Genomic DNA, 796 nt, shown 5'->3' on the forward strand with positions numbered 1-796 from the left:
GCAAAAGGATGCTAATGATGCTGAAAAATTAATTACTGAAATTAACACAGGGACTTATGTTTTTGATAATGCTTTGTTATTCGACGCTTTAAATAAAGTCGGTAATGACAATGCGCAAGGTGAGTACTACTTGCCAGATGTGATTGAAATCTTGAAGGAAGCTGACGAGGCTGTTGGGGCCTTCCAAATGGATAACCTAGATGAGTCACTTGGGGTAAATGACCGTGTGGCTTTAGCTCAAGCTAACCAAACCATGTTTAAACGTATTAACGAATTCCATATGCGCAATGGGGTAACGATTGTCGATCCGGATGCGGTTTACATTGAAGCTGGCGTTGAAATTGGTGCGGATACGGTGATTGAACCAAATGTATACCTTAAAGGGGATACTGTGATTGGTGAAGACTGCCATATTCACGCAGGGACAACAATCCGTGATTCTAAGATTGGTGACCGTGTGAAAGTCCGTGCTTCTGAAATTGAAGAAAGTCAAGTGAACGATGGCGTGGATATTGGACCAAATGCCCACTTACGTCCGGCATCTGTTATTGATGAAAATGCCCATATCGGAAACTTTGTGGAAATTAAAAAAGCGCATATTGGTGCGGGCACTAAGGTTGGTCATTTAACTTATATTGGTGATGCAACTTTAGGCAAAAACATCAATGTTTCTTGCGGTGTGATTTTTGCAAACTACGACGGTGTGAACAAACATCATTCAACAATCGGGGATAACTCATTTATCGGGTCTGACGTGACTATCATTTCACCTGTAAATGTTGAAGCAAATGCCTTC

At 41.3% G+C, this 796-nt stretch carries 1 protein-coding gene; it reads left to right on the forward strand.

Annotated features, from left to right (window positions below; genetic code table 11):
* A partial coding sequence (locus tag ACRCJ0_RS16850) for a DapH/DapD/GlmU-related protein (protein WP_431391306.1) occupies positions 1-796 on the forward strand: 796 nt, incomplete at both ends.

Source organism: Aerococcus sp. L_32, assembly GCF_050689315.1.